Raw genomic sequence first — 17328 nt, forward strand, 5'->3', positions numbered from 1 at the left:
ATTTCAGAAGTTTTTAATTCTGGAATTCTATTATAAGTAGAAAAAGAAAGGAATTTGTTACAACTAAAAACGAATTCTTTCAAACAAGTGCGAACTAATCGTTTTATTCGGATTAATAACAAAATGTTCTTTTTGTTGTTCGGCTCTGAAAAAGACTATTCCCCACTGAAAAGTATCAATGGTAACGGTAACTTTCGGATGGTTTTTGATAGTTTCCCAAGCTTCTTCCATATCAGCTGACCAATGAATGTCATCAAAAATCCAAACAGAATCATTTGTAATAGTAGGAAGTAAGGCTTCAAAATAATCTAAAGTTGCTTTTTTAGAATGATTGCCATCGAAATAAATTAGGTGATGGGTAATGGGTGAAAGGTGAAGGGTTTTGAAATAGCTTGAAAATTCAGTATTGACAAATTCAATATTTTGAAAACTTGAATTTGTCCCGAAACTTTGGGATTGTAATTGAACTTGTGCTTGCTTTTGCGTATTTGGACAACCTTCCAAAGTGATAATTTTTGCTTTTTCAGTTCCTAATGAAAGGGCAGAAGTTGCCAATCCTAACGAAGTTCCAATTTCTAAAACGCTTTTTGGTTGAAAGTAACGAACAATTCTAAAAAGCAACTCTGCATTTTTTGGAGTAATTCCTGCGGTTTGCGCAATTTTAGCAATTTCTCTTGTGTTGGATTTAAAAACACGTGAACCAGCTCCAAAATCGGTAACTTCAATCGTGTTTTTATTATTTAAAAGTGATTTTCTATAGTTTTTTAAAACTTTGTATTCTGGATAATCTGAAGTGTTATAAAAGCATTTGGTAACCAAATCAAACACAAAAGGCGAATGCACTCCATGTTCGTTTTTGGAATGTAAAAGGAATTTTATGTAAGCTTTTATAATGTGTTGCATTTTATAGTGATTAGTGAAAAGTGACTAGTAATTAGTTTGTCTATTCACTAATTACTATTCACTAATTACTTTTGTTAATCCATTTTAGAACTCAACTCAAACCAACGCTCTTCTTTTTCTTCTAAGGTCTGAATTATTTTTTGTAATTCGTTTGCTTTGGTTTCTATTTTTTCATCAGCTACTTTTCCGTCCGCGAATTCTTGTTCGATAGCTTTCTTTTGAATTTCTAAATCTTTGATTTCTCTTTCAATTTTATTGAATTCTTTTTGCTCATTAAAACTCAAACCAGTTGAAGTCGTTTGTTTTTCCTTCCAATTTGTTTTTTCAGTACTTACCGAATTTAAAACTTTTGGTTCCGCCGAATCTTCATACGCTCTAAAATCAGAATAATTTCCTGGGAAATCTTCAATTTCGCCTTCGCCTCTAAAAACAAATAAGTGGTCTACAATTTTATCCATAAAATACCTGTCGTGACTCACCACTAACAAACAGCCAGGATAATCTAAAAGGAAACTTTCTAAAACGTTCAGCGTTACAATATCCAAATCATTTGTTGGCTCATCTAAAATCAAGAAATTCGGATTTTGAATTAAAACTGTACACAAATACAAACGTTTTAATTCGCCACCACTTAATTTTTCAACAAAATCGTATTGCTTTTTTGCATCAAATAAAAAGCGTTCCAATAATTGTGAAGCCGAGATAATTTTTCCTTTCGTTAACGGAATATATTCGCCATATTCTTTAATGATGTCGATTACTTTTTGACCTGGTTTTGGGTTGATTCCACTTTGTGTATAATACCCAATTTTAATTGTATCACCTATAATTACTTTACCCGAATCAGGCTGCATGGTTTGCGTTAAAATATTCAAGAAAGTAGATTTTCCTGTTCCGTTTTTACCAATTATTCCAATGCGCTCACCACGTTGAAATGAGTAAGAAAAGTCATTTAAAATGGTTCTGTCAGGGAATTTTTTATTCACTTTTACCATTTCGATAATCTTGCTTCCCATGCGTTCCATGTTGATTTCGAGCTCCACTACATTTTCTTTTCTTCGACTCTCAGCAACCGCTTTGATTTTGTAAAAATCATCTTGACGTGATTTCGATTTGGTCGTTCTAGCTTTTGGTTGACGACGCATCCAAGCTAATTCTTTTACAAATAAGTTTTGCGCTTTATCGATGGTTGCATTTTCAGAAGCAATTCGTTCTTCTTTTTTTTCTAAATAATACGAATAGTTGCCTTTATATTGGTATATTTTTCCGTTGTCTAATTCTATGATTTCGTTACAAACACGCTCTAAAAAGAAACGGTCGTGTGTTACCATGAATAGCGTAATATTTTCTTTTGCAAAGTAATCTTCTAACCATTCAATCATCTCTAAATCCAAGTGATTGGTTGGCTCGTCTAAAATCAATAAATCAGGTTTACTAATTAAGATTATGGCTAACGAAAGACGCTTTTTTTGTCCACCCGACATGTTTTTGACTTTCATTTTCAAGTCTTCCAACTTCAGTTTGTACAAAATTTGCTTGAATTGCGTTTCAAAATCCCAAGCATTATGGCGGTCCATATCGTCAAAAGCTCTTTGATAAGTTTCTACGTCTTTAGGGTTTTCAAGTGCTTTTTCGTAGCGTTCAATTACTTTCAGAATTTCATTATCAGAAGCGAAAATATTTTCTTCAATAGTTAATTCGTCTTGTAAATTATTGTTTTGCGATAAAAAAGCCATATTAATATCTTTTCTTATCACAACCTGACCAGTATCGGGTTCGTCAATACCATTAATCATGTTCATGATGGTGGTTTTTCCCGAACCATTTTTTGCAATAAATGCTATTTTTTGGTCTTTATTAATTCCAAACGAAACGTCTTTAAAAAGAATACGTTCGCCATACGATTTTGAAATATTTTCTACTGAAAGGTAATTCACTTTGCTTTATTTTTTGCAAAAGTAACATTTTCAAATTTTCAAACTATTACAATTTCGCATTATATTTGCTAAATGCAACTATCCGTAATCATTCTCAACTATAATGTGCGCTATTTTTTAGAGCAATGTGTACTTAGTGTTCAAAAAGCTTTAGAAAATATTGAAGGTGAAATTATTGTTATAGATAATGCTTCTTCTGATGATAGTTGCGAAATGATGAAAACCAAGTTTCCTCAAATAAAACTTATTGAAAATAAGGATAATTTAGGTTTTCCCAAAGGAAATAATATTGGAGTAGCTGAAGCAAAAGGCGAATACATTTGCATCTTAAATCCTGATACGGTTGTTGCAGAAGATACTTTTTTAAAAGTCATTGCGAGGTACGAAGCAATCTCTAGTAATACTGGCATCATCGGTTGTAAATTAATTGATGGCTCTGGAAATTTTCTTCCTGAGAGTAAACGAGGTGTTCCAACTCCTTGGGTGGCTTTTACAAAGATTTTTGGATTGTATAAAATCTTTCCCAAAGTGAATTTATTCAATAAGTATTATGCTCAGCACATCACTGAAAATGAATCTGGAAATGTTGATATTTTAGTTGGTGCTTTTATGATGATGAAGCGCGACTTATATCTTGAAGTTGGTGGTTTTGATGAAAACTGTTTTATGTATTCCGATGATATCGATTTGAGTTATTTGGTTTTAAAAACAGGAAAAAAGAATTATTATTTTCATGAAACTTCGGTAATTCATTATAAAGGAGAAAGTACTGTTCGAGATGGAACATATATGAAACGTTTTCGAGAAGCAATGCAATTTTTTTATAAGAAGCATTTTAAAAAATCTTTCGTTTTTGATGTAATGATGCAAGTTGGAAGTTTTGCTTTTAGCCTTTTGAAGAAAAATCAACAGAAGAATAGTGTTCGGGAAATAGATACGTATTTTGTGTTTACAAAGTCAAATTTAGAATTGAAATTATCTAAAAAAGCAACATATTTATCTGATTTTAATGATTTTGTAAATCAACCTCAAAAAAGTATTGAAATAATATTTGATACAACCACTTTTAGTTTTACTGAAATTATTACTTTTATGCAGTCAAACAAGAGTAATAATCTTAGTTTCAAGAATTATTTAGCTAGTTCGGAATTTATAATTGGAAGTAATAATTCTAATGATAGAGGACAAATTATTTTATTGTAAAAAATTATTGAATTGTTTAAAAAACGAACTAAAAATTATTATTTTTGCAAACCAAATAGAAAAACACAACTTTAGTTTAAAGATATGGCAAAGTTTGAATTGAAATTACCTAAAATGGGTGAAAGTGTTGCAGAAGCAACAGTTACTAACTGGTTAAAAAAAGTTGGTGATAAAATTGAAATGGATGAAGCAGTACTTGAAATTGCTACTGATAAAGTAGATAGCGAAGTGCCTTCTGAAGTAGCAGGAACACTTGTCGAGATTCTTTTTAATACCGATGATGTTGTTCAGGTAGGTCAAACAATTGCAATTATTGAAACAGAAAGTGGAGCTGAGGTGGCTACTTCTGAAGTAAAAGTAGAAGCGCCAGTTGCTGTTGCTGAAGTTGCAAAAGCAGTTGAAGTTGCAAAAGAAACTGTTGCGCCAGCCGATTTTTCAGCTTCAGATAAATTCTTTTCACCATTAGTAAAAAACATTGCTAAAGAAGAAGGAATTTCATTGGCGGAATTAGAATCAATTTCAGGTTCTGGTAAAGATGGTCGTGTAAACAAAGAAGATTTATTAAATTATATCAAAAATAGAGGAAGTCAACCAGTTGCTCAACCAGTAACTAGTGCTCCAAAAGTAGAAGCTCCAGCTGTTGCTTCTCAACCTTCAACTCAAGCGGTTCCAGTTTCTGTGAATGGTGGAGATGAAATCGTTGAGATGGACAGAATGCGTAAACTGATTTCTAAATATATGGTAGAATCAGTTCAAACTTCAGCTCACGTTCAATCGTTTATTGAGGTTGATGTTACGAATATCGTAAAATGGAGAGATAAAGTTAAGAATGCTTTTGAAAAGAGAGAAGGTGAGAAATTAACTTTTACACCAATTTTCATGGAAGCAGTTGCGAAAGCTTTGAAAGATTTCCCAGGAATGAATATTTCAGTTGATGGAGAATACATCATTAAACGTAAAAATATCAACTTAGGAATGGCAGCAGCTTTACCAAACGGAAACTTAATTGTTCCTGTAATTAAAAATGCAGATCAATTAAACTTAGTGGGTATGGCAAAAGCAGTTAACGATTTAGGAAACCGTGCAAAAGCTGGTAAATTAAAACCAGACGATACTCAAGGTGGAACTTATACAGTTACAAATGTTGGAACTTTTGGTTCTGTTTTTGGAACGCCAATCATTAACCAGCCACAAGTAGGTATATTAGCTTTAGGCGCTATTAGAAAAGTGCCTGCGGTTATCGAAACTCCAGAAGGTGACTTCATCGGAATCCGTCAAAAAATGTTCTTATCGCACTCATACGATCATAGAGTTGTTGATGGAGCTTTAGGAGGAAGTTTTGTAAAACGTGTTGCAGATTACTTAGAAGCTTGGGATATCAATAGAGATATATAAATTTTCTCATTCTGAACTTGGTTCAGAATCTAAATAATAATTAAAACCCGATACTGTAAAGTGTCGGGTTTTTTGTTATTTTTGGTTCAATAAAACAAATCATATGAAATTATTCTACCAATTGTTGTGTATCTTATTTTTGACAATTTCTTGTAAAGAAGCAATAAAAAATGAAGTGAAATTTAAAGCCGAACAAACTTTTGAAGAAATTCAATTTGTAGAACCAAAAGTTAATAATAGCTTGGTTGTAAATACAAAGGAAGACTTGTTAGGCTATTGGGTTGGCGATTTTAAAGCAAATTTATCTGATGAAGAGTTAGATTCAATTTATAGTAATGATAATGGATTAGTGAATTATTTATATAGAAGAATTACATTTTCAATAGATGAAATCAAAGGCGATTCTATAATTGGGCATTCTATTTCTGCCGGTAATATTAGTCCTTTTAAAGGAGTTTTAGTTGAAAATGCTTCGAATTTTGAAATGAAAGTTAATGAATTTAAAAAAGAAAGAACCGATGGTAATTTTGCAATCCGAATAAAGAAAGCCGATTCTATTATGAAAGGTGATTGGGTTGCTTACCATCCTCAAGAAGTGAAAATTTCATCTCGAATTTTTGACTTAAAGAAAAAGTTGTTTGTTTATGATAAAGATCAAAAAATTGAAATGACATTTTTTGATACAGACAAATCAAAAGAGTTTGTTTATACAACTGATACTATTGATGGAAAAGTTGAAGAATATATTGATACTGAATATTTTTCTACTACAGATAAACTTTTCGAAAAGAATGCTTCAAGCGAAGAATTAACTGCTGAATTTGCTGCTAATTTAACGAAAGCCGATATTTTTATTCTTAGAAATTCTATTTTTGCGCGTCACGGATTTGCTTTTCGCGATAAGCAATTGCGTATGTATTTCGAACAATTCGATTGGTATATGCCTGTTTTTGGCGATGTAAAAGATGATTTAACTGAAATAGAAAGGAAAAATATCGAATTACTACTTCGTTATGAGCAAAATGCTGAAGAATACTATGATACATTCGGAAGATAATGTGGCTTAAATATTCTAAATATTTTTTGTGGTTGGCTTATGCTTACTTTTCATATTTACTGTTTTTAATTACACTTCAGTATATTCCTTATCATACGGATGTGGCTTTTTTAAGAATTAAACAAGATGTGATAGTTCTCAATCACTATAAAGTTGCCTTTTTTACGCATGTGTATACGAGTATTTTTTTAATGGTTTTTGGAGCAATTCAGTTTTCAAAATACATTCAAAAGAACTATATAAAATTGCATAGAGTTTCTGGAAGGTTGTATGTTGCTATTCTTTTGTTACTATCGGGACCAAGTGGCTTAATAATGTCGTATTATGCAAACGGAGGTTTGGTTGCACAAATTTCATTTTTATTATTGTCTAGTTTTTGGATGTTGTTTACATTTTTGTCTTTTTATTTTATACTTAAAAGGCAAGTTGTAAAACATCAAAAATTTGCAATCAGAAGTTTTGCATTAACACTTTCTGCAATTTCATTACGCTTGTTTAAGTATTTGTTGGTTTTATTTTTCGAACCTTTTCCGATGGATGCTTATCGAATAGCAGCTTGGTCAGGTTGGACTTTTAATCTGTTAATTGCAAAATTAATTATTTACTATAAATTTTCAAGAATTAGTAAATAAAAAAATCTTCATTTATCTTTGTATTATTATATAAACGCTATGGAATTAAAATTAACACGCCCAATTTGTTTTTTTGACCTTGAAACTACTGGAATTGATGTAGCTAGAGATCGAATCGTAGAAATATCTATTTATAAAGTATATCCTAACGGAAATAAAGAAAGTAAAACTTGGTTAGTTAATCCTACAATTCCAATTCCGCCTCAAACAACTGCTGTTCATGGAATAACTGATGAAAAGGTTGCAAATGAACCTACGTTTAAAGAATTAGCATCACAAGTTCACAATATGATTAAAGATTCTGATTTGGCTGGATTCAATTCGGACAGATTTGATATTCCGTTGTTAGCAGAAGAATTATTACGTGCTGAGGTTGATTTTGATATGAAAAATAGAGTTTCTGTAGATGTGCAAACTATTTTTCATAAAATGGAAGAGCGTACTTTGAGTGCGGCATATAAATTTTATTGCGGACAAAGTTTGGAGAATGCGCATAGTGCACAGGCTGATACTATGGCTACTTATGAAATTTTAAAAGCACAATTGGATCGATATGAGAATTTAGAAAATGATATGAAATCGTTATCTGAATTTACAACAAGAAAAAAATCAGTTGATTTTGCAGGATTTATCGCTTTAAATAACGAAGGAAAAGAAATTTTTACCTTTGGTAAACATAAAGGAGCATTAGTTGATGATGTTTTTGAGAAAGAACCTGGTTATTTTGGATGGATTCAAAATGCAGATTTTCCGTTATACACTAAAAAAGTACTAACTGGAATTAAATTAAGAAAGTTAAACACAAAATAAGATGAAAGGTAATGGGTAATAGGTAAAAGGTCTTGCCCATCACCCTTAACCATTCACCCTTAACCTAAAAAAGATGAAAATAATTTGTATTGGGCGTAATTACGCTGATCATATATCAGAACTTAATAACGAAAGACCAACTGAACCGGTTATTTTTTTAAAGCCAGATTCGTCGATTTTACCAAATAAAAATCCGTTTGTAATTCCAGCTTTTAGTAATGATATTCATCATGAAGTGGAGATTTTGGTTAAGATTTGTAAAGTAGGGAAGCATATTGATGCTAAGTTTGCTCATAAGTATTATGAAGAGATTGGCTTGGGTATCGATTTTACTGCTCGTGATGTTCAAAGTAAGCTGAAAGAGAAAGGTTTGCCTTGGGAAAAAGCAAAGGCATTTGACCATTCAGCGGTTATTGGACACTTTACATCGAAAAAAAATTATTCTTCATTAGAAAATATTAACTTTGAGTTAAAATCAAATGGCGTTACTGTTCAAGAAGGTAATACTAATTTAATGTTGTGGAAAATAGATGAGTTAATTGCTTATGTATCACAATATTTTACGTTAAAAATAGGTGACATTATTTTTACTGGAACGCCAAAAGGTGTTGCAAGAGTTACAGAAGGTGATGTTTTGGAAGGTTTTATAGAAGGGAAATCAATGTTTAAAATTCAAATCAGGTAGTTATGGCTTTACAATATAATTTAGCAAAGGTTTATGAAATTTCTGAAAACGATATTGAGTTTGCATTGCAAATAGTAACCTTATTTCTTGAGGAAGTTCCAGCTGAAATAAAATCAATAAAAGTCACAATCGAAGAAAAAGATTATACAAGAACCTATTCTTCATGTCATAAAATAAAACCAACTTTAGATTTATTAGGGATGGATTTAGCTTATGAAGAAAACCTTCAAATTATGACTTGGGCTAAAGCGGAAGGCAAAAGAAAAGAAATCAAAGAAGTTTTCAAATCTTTAAAAGCCAGAATAGATTTAGCTGTAAAAGAAATTAAAAAAGATTTCAAGTTATAATTCAATTTCCCATTTCCCTAAATTCTTATAATTATAAAATGAAAGCTGCTATAGTTACTATTGGAGATGAAATTCTTATTGGTCAAGTTGTTGATACAAACTCGTCTTATATTGCCAAAGCTTTAGATAAAATAGGAATTGCAACACATGAAATGTTGTCAATTTCGGATGACAAACAACATATTTTAGATACATTAAATGCACTTCAAAACAATGTTGATGTTGTTATCGTGACTGGTGGTTTGGGTCCAACTAAAGACGATATTACTAAGAAAACATTTTGCGAATATTTTGATGATGAATTGATAGAGAATGAAACAGTTTTGTTGCATGTAAAATCAATCATTGAAGGCATTTATAAAAGACCAATAACTCAAATTAATAGAGATCAAGCATTAGTACCTACTAAAGCAAAAGTACTTTTTAATCAAGTGGGAACTGCTCCAGGAATGTGGATGGAAAAAGAAAACACGGTTTTTATTTCTTTGCCAGGTGTTCCTTATGAGATGAAATGTTTGGTTGATAATGAGGTGATTCCAAATTTAGTTCAAAAATTCAAGCGACCATATATTGTTCATCAAACCATAATGACTTATGGAAGAGGTGAAAGTATGTTGGCGGAACAAATAGAGAATTGGGAAGATAATTTACCCGATTTTATAAAATTGGCTTATTTGCCTAGTCCTGGAAAAGTACGATTGCGATTAACAGCTAGAGGTGATAATGAAGAGGTTTTAAAAAATGAAATCGCACGTCAAGTTGAGAAGTTAGATTTGTTAATTCATGATGTAATTGTGGGTTATAATGAAGATGAACCAATTGAAGTAGTTTTAGGTAGATTGTTAGCCGAAAAAGGATTGACAATTGCTACTGCTGAAAGTTGTACAGGTGGAAAAATAGCGTCAACTTTGTCTGCTGTTTCAGGTGCATCTAAGTATTTTAAAGGAAGTGTTGTTAGTTATGCAACTCAGGTGAAAAATGAAGTGTTAGAAATACCAAATCTATTGATTGAAAAGAATGGTGTTGTAAGCGCAGAAGTTGCAGAAGCTATGGTTACATCTGTTCAAAAAATAATGGCTTCCGATTTTGCAATTGCAACAACAGGAAATGCGGGTCCAACAAAAGGCGATGAAGATGCGGAATTAGGAACAGTTTTTATTGGAATCGCAACTCCAAATGAGGTTTTTGTAGAAGAATTTAATTTTGGTCAACCACGTGAAAAGGTTATAGATAGAGCCGTTAGTAAAGCGTTGGAATTGATTTATAAAGAAATTTTAAAAAAATAATAAAAGATAGTTGTGTATATGAAATCGTTTTTGTTTCTTTGCACCCTGATTTTAGATAACGAAATAAAGATTAGAAATAATGTCAAGAGTTTGTGAACTTACAGGTAAAAGAGCGATGGTAGGAAACAATGTTTCTCACGCCATGAACAAAACAAAGAGAAAATTCTCTGTTAACTTAGTTAAAAAACGTTTTTATATTCCTGAAGAAGATAGATGGGTAACGTTGAAAATTTCAACCGCTGCTTTAAAAACGATTAATAAAAATGGAATTGCTGCTGTATTGAAAAATGCAAAAGCTAACGGATTTGTTAAATCTGTATAATCCTTAAAACATAGAATAAAATGGCAAAGAAAGGTAATAGAATCCAAGTTATTTTAGAGTGTACAGAGCACAAAACTTCAGGAGTTCCTGGAACATCTCGTTACATTACTACAAAAAATAAAAAAAACACTCCAGATAGATTAGAGATTAAAAAATTTAATCCAATCTTAAAAAGAGTAACTGTTCACAAAGAAATTAAATAAGATAAGTCATGGCAAAGAAAACCGTAGCAACTTTACAAACAGCTTCTAAAAGATTAACTAAAGCTATCAAAATGGTTAAGTCTCCAAAAACTGGTGCTTATACTTTCGTTGAATCAGTTATGACTCCAGAAGAAGTTGATGAATTCTTGAAAAAGAAATAATTCATTTTACATTATATAGATAAGCTACTTTCGTTTGAAAGTAGCTTTTTTATTTTTACATTTGTCTGATAATTGGTTTTGTAGCCAAAAAGACAATTAATAAAACTTACCCCACAGCATTAGTATGAGTTTTTTTAAAAAAATTTTCTCTTCAGATAAGAAAGAGCAACAAATAAGTGAAGAGGCAAAGCAAACTTTAGATAAAGGTTTAGAAAAATCGAAAACATCTTTTTTTTCTAAGCTTACAAAAGCTGTTGCTGGAAAATCTAAAGTAGATGCAGAAGTACTGGATAATTTAGAGGAGATTCTAGTTTCTTCAGATGTTGGTGTAAATACAACGTTAAAAATTATTGAGCGAATAGAAGAACGTGTTTCAAGAGATAAGTATTTAGGAACTGAAGAATTAAATGGTATTCTTCGTGAGGAAATTGCAGGATTATTATCTGAAACGAATTCTGGAGAAGGAACTCAGTTTGAAATTCCTGCGAACACAAAACCATATGTTATTATGGTTGTCGGTGTAAATGGAGTTGGTAAAACAACTACAATAGGTAAATTAGCATATCAATTCAAAAAGGCTGGTTATAATGTGGTTTTAGGAGCTGCTGATACTTTTAGAGCTGCTGCTATCGATCAGTTACAAATTTGGGCAGATAGAGTAGGTGTGCCTATTGTAAAACAACAAATGGGTAGTGATCCAGCTTCTGTGGCATTTGATACATTACAAAGTGCTGTAGCACAAAATGCCGATGTTGTAATAATTGATACGGCTGGACGTTTACATAATAAAGTAGGTTTGATGAACGAACTTTCTAAAGTTAAAAAAGTAATGCAAAAAGTGGTTGGAAATACACCTAATGATGTACTTTTGGTTTTAGATGGATCTACAGGTCAAAATGCTTTTGAACAAGCAAAACAATTTACAGCCGCTACTGAGGTTTCTTGTTTAGCTGTTACAAAATTAGACGGAACGGCAAAAGGTGGTGTTGTAATTGGAATTTCAGATCAGTTTCAAATTCCTGTTAAGTACATTGGAGTTGGAGAAGGTATTGAAGATTTACAAGTTTTCAATAAATATGAATTTGTAGATTCATTTTTTAAATAAGAAATAGTAAGTTACGAGATGGAACTTTTAAAATATAGAACGGTACAGCTTTTTTTGTTAGCTGTTGGAATGACCTTAGTTGCTATCCCTTTTAGTGATTATGATTATATTTATCTTACACTAAGATTAGCTTCTTTTGCTATTTTTATGTATTTATTAATAAAATTTACTAGTAGGAAAAAGAAAACTAAAAAATAAAATAAATGCTGTTAGTTAATAACAGCATTTATTTTTTGCCATAACGTTTCGTCGAAATCTGATAAGGCGAAGTTAGTTCCGTCTGCGGCATCACCCATTCGAACAATCACAATTTTTCTACTAGGAATTACATATATTTTTTGATCGTTTTTTCCTAATGCACAATACATTTCACTTGGCGCAGAAGGTATTAATGTTCCTGAAAATTGATATTGTGTTTGCGGTAAATGATAGCTTGTTTTTCCATTTAACCACCATAAATAGCCATAAGCCAAATTAATATTTTGGGACGTAGTAGTAGCATTTATCATATAATTTGCTGGTACAATTTGAGTGTTTTCCCATTTCCCTTCATTTAAAGCAAGTAATCCAAATCGCGCCATGCTTCTAGTATTGCTGCTATAAACACTTAATCCTTGATAAGGTAGCCAAATACCTGTCATCCCAATTTTATCTCTTAATTTTGCATTAAAATAGGCAGACCAAGTTTGACCTGTTGATTGAGATATAACGTCTTGTAATTTTACATAAACATTATGGTAAGCCCATCGTGTTCCTGCATCTGCAATATATTGTAGATTTGCAGGAGAAACATCATCTCCTCTAGTGTCATCTAAACCAGAAGTCATGGTTAAAAGATGTTTGTTGGTAATCAAATTTTCTTTTGCTAATGGTGCACTCGTCCAACCAGTTCCTAAATAATCAGATACTTTGTTATTGATATTGATGTAGCCTTCTTGTTCTGCAATTCCTGAAACTGTAGCTGTTAATGTTTTTCCAGCACTTGCCCAATAAGTTGCAGCAGTAGCACTGTGTCCATTAAAGTAATTTTCTAATACAATTCTACCATTTTGTAAAACGATAAATCCTTTTGTGTGTTTTTCTTCTAAATAATCTAATAATGGTTGTACTTGTGATTCATTCCAACCTAATGAAGAAACTGTTTTGGTTTCCCATGTTGATGAACCAATTGGAGGAAAATACATGTTTTCTGTAGCGTTTGAATTTTCATCTTCAGAATTACAACCAAAGAACAAAACAGTGAATAAGAGTAGCGCAATTTTTTTCATTGATGCGATTAGTTTAGAATCAGTACAAGTTAGACAATAAAATTAGTGAATAGTTTAATTCAAATAATATTAATTGTAATTTTATAGTCTAAATGGTTTAAAAAAGTATGAAGCGAATATTTTTATTTATTGTTTTATTTGGTATTGTTTCGTGTAAACAAAATATTACAGAGTCAGATGTCTCAAATTTAAATGGTTATTGGGAAATTGAAGAAGTTATTCTTCCGGATGGCGATAAGAAAGAATATAAAGTAAATGAAACAATAGATTATTTTAAGATTGAAAATAATAAAGGTTTTAGGAAAAAAGTAATGCCTCAATTGAATGGTACTTATTTAACGAATGATATTAAAGAAGATGTTTTTGTTGAAATAAAAGATGGGAACGCAAATATTCAGTACAAAACGAATTATGCGAGTTGGAAAGAAGAAATTCTTGAATTGACTAATGAGAAGTTAGTGATAAAAAATCAGCAAGAATTAGAATATCATTATAGAAGACCTGCAAAATTTTCAGTGAAGTAATTATGGCGAAGCGATTTAATGAAGAAAGTCCAATAGGAGATGTGTTGAAACAATTTATTTCTCAAAACAAGTTAGAAGCAGGAATGGATGTTGTAAATGTTCGCGATGCTTGGAAGAACGTTATGGGAAATGGAGTTAACAATTACACTACCGAAATTCAATTAAAGGGAACGACACTTTATGTTGTTCTTTCTTCTGCTGTATTGCGAGAAGAGTTGAGTTATGGAAAGGAAAAAATCATTAAGATGATTAACGAAGAGATACGGAAAGATTTAATTACTAGTCTCGTTTTAAGATAAAAAAAGCCGATTTGAATTTCAAATCGGCTTTTTAATTATGTCAATTGTTCAATTAAGAACATTGCTTTTTTTAGAATTGCTCTCTTCCTGCAAAGTGGAAAGCACCTTCGATAGCAGCATTTTCATCAGAATCTGAACCGTGAACAGCATTTTCTCCAATTGAAGTAGCATATTTTTTACGGATAGTTCCTTCAGCAGCATCAGCTGGGTTTGTAGCACCAATTAAAGTTCTGAAATCTTCAACTGCATTATCTTTTTCTAAGATAGCTGCAACGATAGGACCTCTTGTCATGAATTCTACTAATTCTCCAAAGAAAGGTCTCTCTGCATGTACTGCATAAAATTTTTGAGCGTCAGCTACAGTTAATTGCGTTAATTTCATTGCTACAATTCTGAAACCACCTTCAGTAATCATATTTAAAATTCCACCGATGTGTCCGTTCTCAACAGCATCTGGTTTAATCATTGTAAAAGTTCTGTTTGTTGCCATTTTTTTAAATTTTTTGCAAAGGTACTATTATAAATAGGTTTTGCAAGGTAGTTTTTAAATTATTTTACAATTGTTCTAGCAATTCTAAAGCCGTAAAACTCGTGAGTTTTGTTCGGTTCAGTTGAAATTCTGTTAGCAGGTCTAACATAGTTTGGATGACTATCCCAAGAACCACCTCTTACATTTCTTCTTTCTCCTCTTTCTGGTCCTCTTGGATTATTTCCTTTTTCTAATTTGTAAAAATCTTTATTGTACCAATCCCAACACCATTCCCAAACATTTCCACTCATATCATAGATGCCTAATTCGTTTGGTAATTTTGTACCAACAGTATGAGGAGTTCCTTTGCTATTTCCTTTATGCCAAGCAATTTCATCTAAAGTATTTCCGCCGCTGTATTTGAATGATTTTGTTTGAAAACCACCTCTCGCAGCAAATTCCCACTCAGCTTCTGTAGGTAATCTATATCCATTTGCTTTAAAATTGCAAATAAAGTTTGGTCCTTTTTTCGAATAAACAGGTTGTAATTTTTCTTTTGTACTTAACCAATTACAATATGCAATTGCTTCATTCCATGTTATTCCATTAATTGGATAATTATCTTGCCATCCCCAAGAAGGTTTTTCTGGCATTTTCATTTTGTTTGCTTTTATGAATTGTTTCCATTCCCAAACGGTAACTTCAAATTTGCTTATTTCAAAAGTATTTAATTCAACTGCATGTTCTTTTTGTTCATCGATGTCAGCTAGACCATCTGAGTCTTTAGAACCCATTTTGAAAGTGCCTCCTTGGATTTTTATTAAATCGGTGTCAATCAAGTTGTTTTTAAATGCAAAAAATGATAAAAGGGTAATTAATAATGTAGAATAAAATGTAATTTTTTTCATAAGATTTGTTATTAATTTAGGTGTGTAAATATAGTAATTTTGTAACATTTTATACTTAAAATGTTACAAAACTGAATTTTAAACATAAATTTTTGTTAAAAAATTAAATATATAGCTTTTAATCGAAAAAAAGTGTTTTTAGTCGATTATTTTAGATAATAACAATAGAAAAATTTTGTGTAAGAGGTTGTAATTGAGTCTTTAAAAGTGAGAAAAAAGCCTCAAAATTATTTATCTCATTATAAAAAAGCGCGAAATTTGCTTTTCTCTCTTGTAAAGTTTGATTGGGAAATAACTCATTTTGAATTTGAATTATTCGTTCTAGTTTTTCAGAATGATTTCTTTTTTCTGCTTTAAGAAGTCTTTTTTCTAATTTGTCAAGACCTTTTAATTGTTTTGCTTCTTGAGCTTTAACTGCGCCTAAAAAAGATTTATCGGTTTTGTTGGCAATTTCATACATCAATTTAAATTGCTCTTCTAATGTTTTCTTTTGGTTACTAAAGTCAATAGTAAAACTAGAAAATTCTTCAGTTTTCTTATTGATTAGGTTATCTTGTTTTTCAAATACCTCTGCCCAAGAAAGATTCAATTTAGTCATTTTCTCTTCTTGTTTTTTTGTTGCAATTAAAACAGAGTTTCTCAATAGCAGAATAGGGAAAGTAACATTGTTCTCTTCAAAATTAGATTTCAATTCTAGCCAATACGCGATTTCTCCACCACCACCTATGTAACATAAATTTGGTAAAATTACTTCTTGATATAGTGGTCGTAATATGACATTTGGGCTAAAATTTTCAGGTCTATTTTCAAGTTCTGTAAGTATTTCTCTTTCTGAAAAAGTTAAAGAAGAATTATTTATTTTATAATTTCCATTTTCAAAAATGATGCGTTCTCTTAAATTATCTTGAATGTAAAACAAGTTAATTTCTCTCGGATTTACCTGAACATCATAATCTTGTAATAAAGGTAAAGTGTCAGTTACTTTTTTATATGATGTTTGATGAATTAATTCATTTTTAACGTATGGAATAAATAGTTTTTTTAAATTTTTATCGTCACCATCTATTATTACTAATCCATTATTTTTAAATAATTCGTTTGTTAAGTAACGAGTAGCATCTGCAAGATTATTGTGTTCTAAATAGGATTTTTTAAATAATTCTTTAAGATAAAAAGCATTGTCACCAAGTCCTAATTCGTTAGAAAATACTTCAAAAACTTCATCTAATCCTGATGTGTTTAGTCTTCCAACTGGTCCGCTACTTTCTTTTTTCCACTGTATTTTCTTGTTCTTAAAATTGAAAAAATTAATTTCATCAAAATCATGATCTTCAGTTGCCATCCAATAGACAGGAACAAAGTTATAATCAGGATATTCAGCTTTTAGTTCCTTAGTTAAGTTGATAACTGAGATGATTTTGTAAAGAAAATATAAAGGACCTGTAAATAGATTTAATTGATGGCCAGTGGTTATTGTAAAAGTGTTGGATTGATTTAATAAATCTATGTGATTTAATGTTTCTTCAGAAACAATAAATTTTTCATATTGCTTTTTCAATGCATCTACTAAAATAGCTCTATTTTCAATAGGGAAGTTGTTATTCTTCTCTTCAATTTGAAGTTTAAAGTTGTTTATAGTAGGAAATCTATTGTATAAAGATTTTAATTCAGTTTTTTGGTCTAAGTAATCTACAATTAGTCTAGAAAAATATCCTGAATTTTGGTACGTAATACAGTCGTTTGGCATTTTGGCAATTATTTTCTGCTAAAATACAGAATTTTCATTTTTTAGGATTCTTTAATTAGCTAAATAA

Annotated in this window: 20 protein-coding genes; 14 read left to right on the plus strand and 6 right to left on the minus strand. The window is 31.0% G+C overall.

All coding sequences use genetic code 11. The annotated features are described in order from the left end of the window. Positions 1-63: 63 nt before the first annotated feature. Together LOS89_RS03775 and LOS89_RS03780 are read right to left on the minus strand one after the other, a co-directional pair. Positions 64-903 (minus strand): O-methyltransferase, encoded by an 840-nt coding sequence (locus tag LOS89_RS03775; protein ID WP_231836504.1) that lies wholly within the window; start codon positions 901-903, stop codon positions 64-66. Positions 904-977: 74 nt separating this feature from the next. Next, positions 978-2840, minus strand: a complete 1863-nt coding sequence (locus tag LOS89_RS03780) for an ABC-F family ATP-binding cassette domain-containing protein (RefSeq protein ID WP_231836506.1) — start codon at positions 2838-2840, stop codon at positions 978-980. A gap of 72 nt (positions 2841-2912) precedes the next feature. On the opposite strand from LOS89_RS03780, the gene LOS89_RS03785 reads away from it, so the two are divergent. The 12 genes from LOS89_RS03785 (at position 2913) to ftsY (ending at position 12046) form a co-directional block, all read left to right on the plus strand. After that, the gene (locus LOS89_RS03785) at positions 2913-4043 is read left to right on the plus strand and encodes a glycosyltransferase family 2 protein (protein WP_231836508.1); all 1131 of its coding nucleotides are present in this window, start codon (positions 2913-2915) and stop codon (positions 4041-4043) included. Positions 4044-4127: 84 nt separating this feature from the next. Next, positions 4128-5438: a dihydrolipoamide acetyltransferase family protein gene (locus tag LOS89_RS03790; RefSeq protein WP_231836510.1), complete on the plus strand. Its 1311-nt coding sequence runs from the start codon at positions 4128-4130 to the stop codon at positions 5436-5438. Positions 5439-5541: 103 nt separating this feature from the next. Next, the gene (locus LOS89_RS03795; protein WP_231836512.1) at positions 5542-6495 is read left to right on the plus strand and encodes a YARHG domain-containing protein; all 954 of its coding nucleotides are present in this window, start codon (positions 5542-5544) and stop codon (positions 6493-6495) included. Continuing rightward, positions 6495-7127: a DUF2306 domain-containing protein gene (locus tag LOS89_RS03800; protein ID WP_231836514.1), complete on the plus strand. Its 633-nt coding sequence runs from the start codon at positions 6495-6497 to the stop codon at positions 7125-7127. The genes LOS89_RS03795 and LOS89_RS03800 overlap by 1 nt, the downstream gene beginning before the upstream one ends. 39 nt (positions 7128-7166) lie before the next feature. Further along, positions 7167-7937, plus strand: a complete 771-nt coding sequence (locus LOS89_RS03805; RefSeq protein ID WP_231836516.1) for a 3'-5' exonuclease — start codon at positions 7167-7169, stop codon at positions 7935-7937. A gap of 73 nt (positions 7938-8010) precedes the next feature. Further along, entirely contained in the window at positions 8011-8622 is a 612-nt protein-coding gene (locus tag LOS89_RS03810; protein ID WP_231836518.1) for a fumarylacetoacetate hydrolase family protein, read from the plus strand. Between the two features lie 2 nt (positions 8623-8624). Next, the gene (locus LOS89_RS03815) at positions 8625-8969 is read left to right on the plus strand and encodes a histidine kinase (RefSeq protein ID WP_231836520.1); all 345 of its coding nucleotides are present in this window, start codon (positions 8625-8627) and stop codon (positions 8967-8969) included. A gap of 38 nt (positions 8970-9007) precedes the next feature. Beyond that, positions 9008-10255: a CinA family nicotinamide mononucleotide deamidase-related protein gene (locus tag LOS89_RS03820; RefSeq protein WP_231836521.1), complete on the plus strand. Its 1248-nt coding sequence runs from the start codon at positions 9008-9010 to the stop codon at positions 10253-10255. Between the two features lie 79 nt (positions 10256-10334). Beyond that, positions 10335-10577: a 50S ribosomal protein L28 gene (rpmB, locus tag LOS89_RS03825; RefSeq protein ID WP_008253904.1), complete on the plus strand. Its 243-nt coding sequence runs from the start codon at positions 10335-10337 to the stop codon at positions 10575-10577. Between the two features lie 20 nt (positions 10578-10597). Then, positions 10598-10780: a 50S ribosomal protein L33 gene (gene rpmG, locus LOS89_RS03830; protein ID WP_008253902.1), complete on the plus strand. Its 183-nt coding sequence runs from the start codon at positions 10598-10600 to the stop codon at positions 10778-10780. 8 nt (positions 10781-10788) lie between these two features. Next, positions 10789-10941, plus strand: a complete 153-nt coding sequence (locus LOS89_RS03835) for a DUF4295 domain-containing protein (protein ID WP_014389076.1) — start codon at positions 10789-10791, stop codon at positions 10939-10941. Positions 10942-11065: 124 nt separating this feature from the next. Then, entirely contained in the window at positions 11066-12046 is a 981-nt protein-coding gene (gene ftsY / locus LOS89_RS03840; RefSeq protein ID WP_231836522.1) for a signal recognition particle-docking protein FtsY, read from the plus strand. Positions 12047-12255: 209 nt separating this feature from the next. Here ftsY and LOS89_RS03845 read toward each other — a convergent pair whose 3' ends face one another. Next, positions 12256-13314, minus strand: a complete 1059-nt coding sequence (locus LOS89_RS03845) for a serine hydrolase domain-containing protein (protein ID WP_231836523.1) — start codon at positions 13312-13314, stop codon at positions 12256-12258. A gap of 107 nt (positions 13315-13421) precedes the next feature. Here LOS89_RS03845 and LOS89_RS03850 point away from each other — a divergent pair, with 107 nt between their 5' ends. Continuing rightward, positions 13422-13838 (plus strand): lipocalin-like domain-containing protein, encoded by a 417-nt coding sequence (locus LOS89_RS03850; RefSeq protein ID WP_231836524.1) that lies wholly within the window; start codon positions 13422-13424, stop codon positions 13836-13838. 2 nt (positions 13839-13840) lie between these two features. After that, entirely contained in the window at positions 13841-14137 is a 297-nt protein-coding gene (locus LOS89_RS03855) for a DciA family protein (protein WP_231836525.1), read from the plus strand. Between the two features lie 70 nt (positions 14138-14207). Here the strand turns inward: LOS89_RS03855 and LOS89_RS03860 are convergent, their stop codons facing one another. The 3 genes from LOS89_RS03860 to bshC form a co-directional block, all read right to left on the minus strand. Further along, positions 14208-14627, minus strand: a complete 420-nt coding sequence (locus LOS89_RS03860; protein WP_231836526.1) for a nucleoside-diphosphate kinase — start codon at positions 14625-14627, stop codon at positions 14208-14210. A gap of 59 nt (positions 14628-14686) precedes the next feature. Next, positions 14687-15514, minus strand: coding sequence for a formylglycine-generating enzyme family protein (locus LOS89_RS03865; protein WP_231836527.1), 828 nt, complete (start codon positions 15512-15514; stop codon positions 14687-14689). Between the two features lie 151 nt (positions 15515-15665). Further along, a complete protein-coding gene (gene bshC, locus LOS89_RS03870) occupies positions 15666-17261 on the minus strand; it encodes a bacillithiol biosynthesis cysteine-adding enzyme BshC (protein WP_231836528.1) in 1596 nt (531 codons plus the stop codon). Positions 17262-17328 lie beyond the last annotated feature (67 nt).

It is taken from the genome of Flavobacterium channae, from assembly GCF_021172165.1.
Lineage (GTDB): Bacteria > Bacteroidota > Bacteroidia > Flavobacteriales > Flavobacteriaceae > Flavobacterium > Flavobacterium channae.

Excerpts from the sequence above, each read along its gene's own strand:
- LOS89_RS03810 (WP_231836518.1), top strand. The coding sequence starts at position 8,011 with ATGAAAATAATTTGTATTGGGCGTAATTACGCTGATCATATATCAGAA.
- LOS89_RS03805 (WP_231836516.1), top strand. The coding sequence starts at position 7,167 with ATGGAATTAAAATTAACACGCCCAATTTGTTTTTTTGACCTTGAAACT.
- LOS89_RS03850 (WP_231836524.1), top strand. The coding sequence starts at position 13,422 with ATGAAGCGAATATTTTTATTTATTGTTTTATTTGGTATTGTTTCGTGT.
- LOS89_RS03775 (WP_231836504.1), bottom strand. The coding sequence starts at position 903 with ATGCAACACATTATAAAAGCTTACATAAAATTCCTTTTACATTCCAAA.
- bshC (WP_231836528.1), bottom strand. The coding sequence starts at position 17,261 with ATGCCAAACGACTGTATTACGTACCAAAATTCAGGATATTTTTCTAGA.
- LOS89_RS03855 (WP_231836525.1), top strand. The coding sequence starts at position 13,841 with ATGGCGAAGCGATTTAATGAAGAAAGTCCAATAGGAGATGTGTTGAAA.
- LOS89_RS03865 (WP_231836527.1), bottom strand. The coding sequence starts at position 15,514 with ATGAAAAAAATTACATTTTATTCTACATTATTAATTACCCTTTTATCA.
- LOS89_RS03860 (WP_231836526.1), bottom strand. The coding sequence starts at position 14,627 with ATGGCAACAAACAGAACTTTTACAATGATTAAACCAGATGCTGTTGAG.
- LOS89_RS03785 (WP_231836508.1), top strand. The coding sequence starts at position 2,913 with ATGCAACTATCCGTAATCATTCTCAACTATAATGTGCGCTATTTTTTA.
- LOS89_RS03835 (WP_014389076.1), top strand. The coding sequence starts at position 10,789 with ATGGCAAAGAAAACCGTAGCAACTTTACAAACAGCTTCTAAAAGATTA.
- LOS89_RS03845 (WP_231836523.1), bottom strand. The coding sequence starts at position 13,314 with ATGAAAAAAATTGCGCTACTCTTATTCACTGTTTTGTTCTTTGGTTGT.
- LOS89_RS03790 (WP_231836510.1), top strand. The coding sequence starts at position 4,128 with ATGGCAAAGTTTGAATTGAAATTACCTAAAATGGGTGAAAGTGTTGCA.
- LOS89_RS03815 (WP_231836520.1), top strand. The coding sequence starts at position 8,625 with ATGGCTTTACAATATAATTTAGCAAAGGTTTATGAAATTTCTGAAAAC.
- LOS89_RS03795 (WP_231836512.1), top strand. The coding sequence starts at position 5,542 with ATGAAATTATTCTACCAATTGTTGTGTATCTTATTTTTGACAATTTCT.
- rpmG (WP_008253902.1), top strand. The coding sequence starts at position 10,598 with ATGGCAAAGAAAGGTAATAGAATCCAAGTTATTTTAGAGTGTACAGAG.
- ftsY (WP_231836522.1), top strand. The coding sequence starts at position 11,066 with ATGAGTTTTTTTAAAAAAATTTTCTCTTCAGATAAGAAAGAGCAACAA.
- LOS89_RS03800 (WP_231836514.1), top strand. The coding sequence starts at position 6,495 with ATGTGGCTTAAATATTCTAAATATTTTTTGTGGTTGGCTTATGCTTAC.
- rpmB (WP_008253904.1), top strand. The coding sequence starts at position 10,335 with ATGTCAAGAGTTTGTGAACTTACAGGTAAAAGAGCGATGGTAGGAAAC.
- LOS89_RS03820 (WP_231836521.1), top strand. The coding sequence starts at position 9,008 with ATGAAAGCTGCTATAGTTACTATTGGAGATGAAATTCTTATTGGTCAA.